Annotated in this window: 2 protein-coding genes and 1 pseudogene; 2 read left to right on the top strand and 1 reads right to left on the bottom strand. The window is 64.3% G+C overall.

From position 1 onward, the window contains the following. The first annotated feature begins 542 nt into the window (after positions 1–542). Positions 543–1670 carry a sn-glycerol-3-phosphate ABC transporter ATP-binding protein UgpC gene (gene ugpC, locus Q0K62_RS07820; protein ID WP_297317414.1) on the top strand — a complete coding sequence of 376 codons (1128 nt, stop codon included), beginning with the start codon at positions 543–545 and terminating at the stop codon, positions 1668–1670. A 164-nt stretch (positions 1671–1834) separates the two neighbouring features. Then, positions 1835–3187: pseudogene (locus Q0K62_RS07815) on the top strand (DUF4032 domain-containing protein); the annotation flags it as partial. 248 nt (positions 3188–3435) lie between these two features. On the opposite strand, the gene rlmB reads toward Q0K62_RS07815, so the two are convergent. Continuing rightward, positions 3436–4419 carry a 23S rRNA (guanosine(2251)-2'-O)-methyltransferase RlmB gene (gene rlmB / locus Q0K62_RS07810; RefSeq protein WP_297317412.1) on the bottom strand — a complete coding sequence of 328 codons (984 nt, stop codon included), beginning with the start codon at positions 4417–4419 and terminating at the stop codon, positions 3436–3438. Positions 4420–4441: the final 22 nt, after the last annotated feature.

Genomic DNA, 4441 nt, shown 5'->3' with positions numbered 1-4441 from the left:
CCCCCCCCCCCCGTTGATTTCAGCGTGCTGGGACTGTTGGGTCTGATCCGTGGCCTGATCGGCCCTCGCGCTGCCTGTCGCGCCAGCCAGTCCCAACCCCATGGCGGCCAGAACGGCGAAAGTGGCGATAAACGAACGACCGGTATGCTTACCGGTGGTGATGCTGTGGCGCATGGGTAACAGGTCTCCTCCCCCAACAGCCATTCCCCGCGTATGCTGCCCCGCATGTCCCCGAACCCCGTCACCCCCATGACGGAATGAATGGGAACCAGGAATGGCCCCTTCAACAAAAAGCTATCAGAATTGTAGCATACCCGTGTCTGGGCCCCGATGGACATCGATTACAGGTCCGGAAGGTGCCTGTTCCGGTTACTGGTGTATAGTGGGCCTTGGCTCAAGGGAGAGTTTCTCTTAACCGCAAAACAGAAGACCGTTGCACGGCCCTGCCGAAGTCGGCCTGGTCCCAAGACGGAAACCACAGTGAAAAATCAACCCTTCACTACGGATCGTTCGGCACGTACCTGCCGATGAAAGGATGAACAATGGCAGAAGTGGTATTCGACCACGTCACTCGTATCTACCCGGGCAATGACGAGCCCTCGGTGAGTGACCTCAGTCTTGATATCAAGGACGGCGAGTTCCTGGTCCTGGTTGGCCCCTCGGGTTGCGGCAAGTCCACGACCCTGCGCATGCTGGCCGGCCTGGAGGAGGTCAACAAGGGCCGCATCCTCATTGGCGACAAGGACGTCACGACCATGCAGCCCAAGGACCGTGACATCGCCATGGTCTTCCAGAACTACGCCCTCTACCCCCACATGACCGTCGCCGACAACATGGGCTTCGCCCTGAAGATCGCCGGCACCCCCAAGGACGAGATCCGTCAGCGGGTCGAGAAGGCCGCTGAGGTCCTCGACCTCACCGAGTACCTGGACCGCAAGCCCAAGGCCCTCTCCGGTGGTCAGCGTCAGCGTGTGGCCATGGGTCGTGCAATCGTGCGTCAGCCCAAGGTCTTCCTGATGGACGAGCCCCTCTCCAACCTGGATGCCAAGCTCCGTGTGCAGACCCGTACGCAGATCGCCGCCCTGCAGCGTCAGCTGAACGTCACCACCCTGTACGTCACCCACGATCAGACCGAGGCTCTGACCATGGGCGACAGGATCGCCGTCATCAAGCTGGGCGTCCTGCAGCAGGTCGGCGCCCCCACCGAGCTGTATGACCGCCCCGAGAACGTCTTCGTGGCGGGCTTCATCGGCTCGCCTTCGATGAACATCAACATCCACCCGGTGGTCAACGGCCAGGCCAAGATCGGTGAGGACACCGTCAGCCTGCCCCGCGAGGCGGTCGACAAGCTGACCCCCGAGGACGAGGGCAGAATCGTCGTGGGCTTCCGTCCCGAAGATGCCACCCTGGCCGGTCCGGCCGAGCCGGATGCCTTCTCCCTGAAGGTCGCCAACGTGGAGGATCTGGGTTCCGACGGATACATCTACGGCAACATCCTGACCGACAACAGTGCAGCCGAACAGACCACCGTCATGTCCGACCAGAACAAGCTGACCACGATCCGCGTCAACCCGCGTGACCTGCCCAAGGTCGGCGATGTGGTGAAGATCCATATCGATCCCGCGAAGATGCACCTCTTCTCCCCGGCCACCGAGCTGCGTCTGAACTGATTGCACCGTGTTCCTTGTGGCCGTGTCCGAATGAATCGGATGTGGCCACACGGTTCCTTTCCTTCTTCTCCTTTTCCTATTGGTCGGGTGACCAGGAGCCCTGTGCGAGAGGTTCGCGCGGGGCTCTTCCCGTATGGGAAGGGCGACGATTAGATTGGTGAAGCATGACCAGTGTGAATCTCAACCGGGCCACCGCCTCCTCCCTGGACCCCAGAGCCGTCAAGGCCACATCCATCCAGGCACCGGATGATGCCCTGCCCGAGCGGGAACCCGCCGCCCTGCACATCACCGCCTCCAGTTCCAACCCGAAGATGTTCACCCTGCCCTGGGAGAAGCCGCTGGCGACCTGGCCCCAGGAGCTCCTGGCCAACCTGCCCCGGGGCATCTCCAGGCACGTGGTCCGCTTCGTGCATGTGGGCGACGATGTCTATGCCATGAAGGAGATTACCCAGCGGGTGGCCGAGCGGGAGTATGAGCTCCTCCGGAAGCTCCAGAAACTGGAGCTGCCCACGGTCAATCCGATTGCCGTGGTCACCGGCCGCCACACCCGTGACGGCCAGCCGCTGGAGGCCATGCTGGTTACCCAGCACCTGAAATTCTCCCTGCCCTACCGGGCGCTCTTCGCCCGCAACCTCCGCCCCGATACGGCCGAACGCCTGATCGACGCCCTGGCCGTCCTCTTGGTCAGGCTCCACCTGGGTGGTTTCTACTGGGGCGACGTGTCACTGTCCAATGTGCTCTTCCTGCGCGATGCCGACGCCTTTTCGGCCTTCCTGGTCGACGCCGAGACCGGCGACCTCCATGCCAGCCTGACCGATGGCCAGCGCGAATACGACATCGACCTGGCCCGGACCAACATCATCGGCGAGCTGATGGATCTCAATTCGGGCAACCTCCTCTCCGGCGACGTGGACGAGGTGGACGTGGGCAATCGCCTGGTGGACCGTTACCACTCCCTGTGGAGTGCCCTGACCGACGTGGACAGTTTCGACCCGGACGAGATGTGGAAGATCGAACGCAGGGTCAACAAGCTGAACGACCTGGGCTTCGACGTGGACGAACTGGAGATGAAGACCGAGGAGGGCGGGAACCGTGTACTGGTGCGGCCCAGGGTGGTCGATGCCGGGTACGCCTCCCGGAAGCTCCTGCGCCTGACCGGCCTGGATGTGCAGGAGAACCAGGCCCGCCGGCTCCTGAACGATCTGGATGCCTACCGGGCCTCGACCTGGCGGCAGGGCGAGGACCTGGAGATTGTGGCCACCGACTGGATGCGTGAGGTCTTCGAACCCACCGTGCGGATGATTCCGGCCGAATACCGCAGCCAGATAGAACCGGCCCAGTTCTTCCACGAGGTGTTGACCCACCGCTGGCTTCTGGCGGAGAAGGCCGGGCATGATGTGCCCATGGCGGAGGCCGTGCAGAGCTACATCAATGAATCCCTGCCCGAATACAAGCTGGACTCGGAAGACATGAAGACCATCAATGAGGAGGCCGACTCCGGTGTCGTCGATGATGAGATGCACTGGAAGAAGCAGGGTGGCGATGGCGGCCAGACCGAGATTGGCCAGACCGGTACCGTGAATCCCCCAGCCTCCCGGCACGGGTTCGCCCCCGGGAGTCTGGAGGCCGCCGCAGACCAGGACGATCAGGATGACGCAGTATGGGCTTCCAGCTGACGACCGTTCGCTGATCAACGATTCAGCCGACCCCGGGGCTTGACGCCCGGAGGTCGGCTGAATGCGGTCTGGATGGTTCTGGTGACCGCCTACTCGACGGACTTCCGCCGGGCTGTGGACACGGCATAGAGACTGATGCCGGCCGCCACCGAGGCGTTCAGGGATTCCACCGAGCTGGAGATGGGGATGGAGGCCAGGGCATCGCAGCTCTCACGGACGAGGCGGCTCAGCCCCTTGCCCTCGGATCCCAGGACCACGATCAGGGGATCGGTTTCGAAACCTGTCTCGCCCACAATCGCCCGGCCCTCACCGGCCAGCCCCACGGCATAGTAGCCGCGCTCCTTGAGCCCCTGGATGGCCTTGGTCAGGTTGACCACCCTGGCCACGGGCAGGTGGGCGGCCGCTCCGGCCGACACCTTCCAGGCCGCTGCGGTGACCGAGGCGCTGCGCCGCTCGGGCAGGATGACCCCGGAAGCTCCGAAGGCCGCCGCCGAACGGATCACGGCCCCCAGGTTCTGCGGGTCGGTTACCCCGTCCAGGGCGATGAAGAGGGGGCGGGCATTGACCTTCGCGGCCCCCTCGGCCTTGTCCAGGGCGGCCGCGTGCTTCTCGGCCCGGTCGACCAGTTCCTGCAGGGAGGAGTACTGGTAGGGCTGCACCTTGAGCACCACGCCCTGATGGTTGCCGGACCGGGCTATGCGGTTCATCTCCAGGCGGTCGGCTTCGAGGAGGTTCAGGCCCTCCTGCCCGGCCAGACGGACAATCTCCCTGGTCCGGTCGTCGTGCTCCATCCGGGCGGCCAGGTAGAGCTGGCTGGCCGGCACACCCACCCGCAGGGCCTCCAGTACGGCGTTCCGGCCAATGACCAGATCATCGGAGTCCGAGGTGAACCGGTCGGCACGGCGGCGTGCCGCCAGGCGTGGGTCGGCGGCCTGACGGCGGCGTGCCGCCAGCTTGGCCTTGTAGGCCTTGTGGTAGACGCGGTCCTCGGCCTTGGGGGTGGGCCCCCTGCCGCGGAGCTTGTTGCGGTGCTTGCCGCCCGAACCCTTGGTCGGGCCTTTCTTCATAGCCATGCCTTCCATACTAGGGGCAGGC

The sequence above is a fragment of the uncultured Bifidobacterium sp. genome, assembly GCF_945269915.1.
GTDB lineage: Bacteria > Actinomycetota > Actinomycetes > Actinomycetales > Bifidobacteriaceae > Bombiscardovia > Bombiscardovia indica.
The sequence above is the reverse complement of the archived record's forward strand: the minus strand, read 5'-3'. Positions and strand labels throughout refer to the sequence as shown.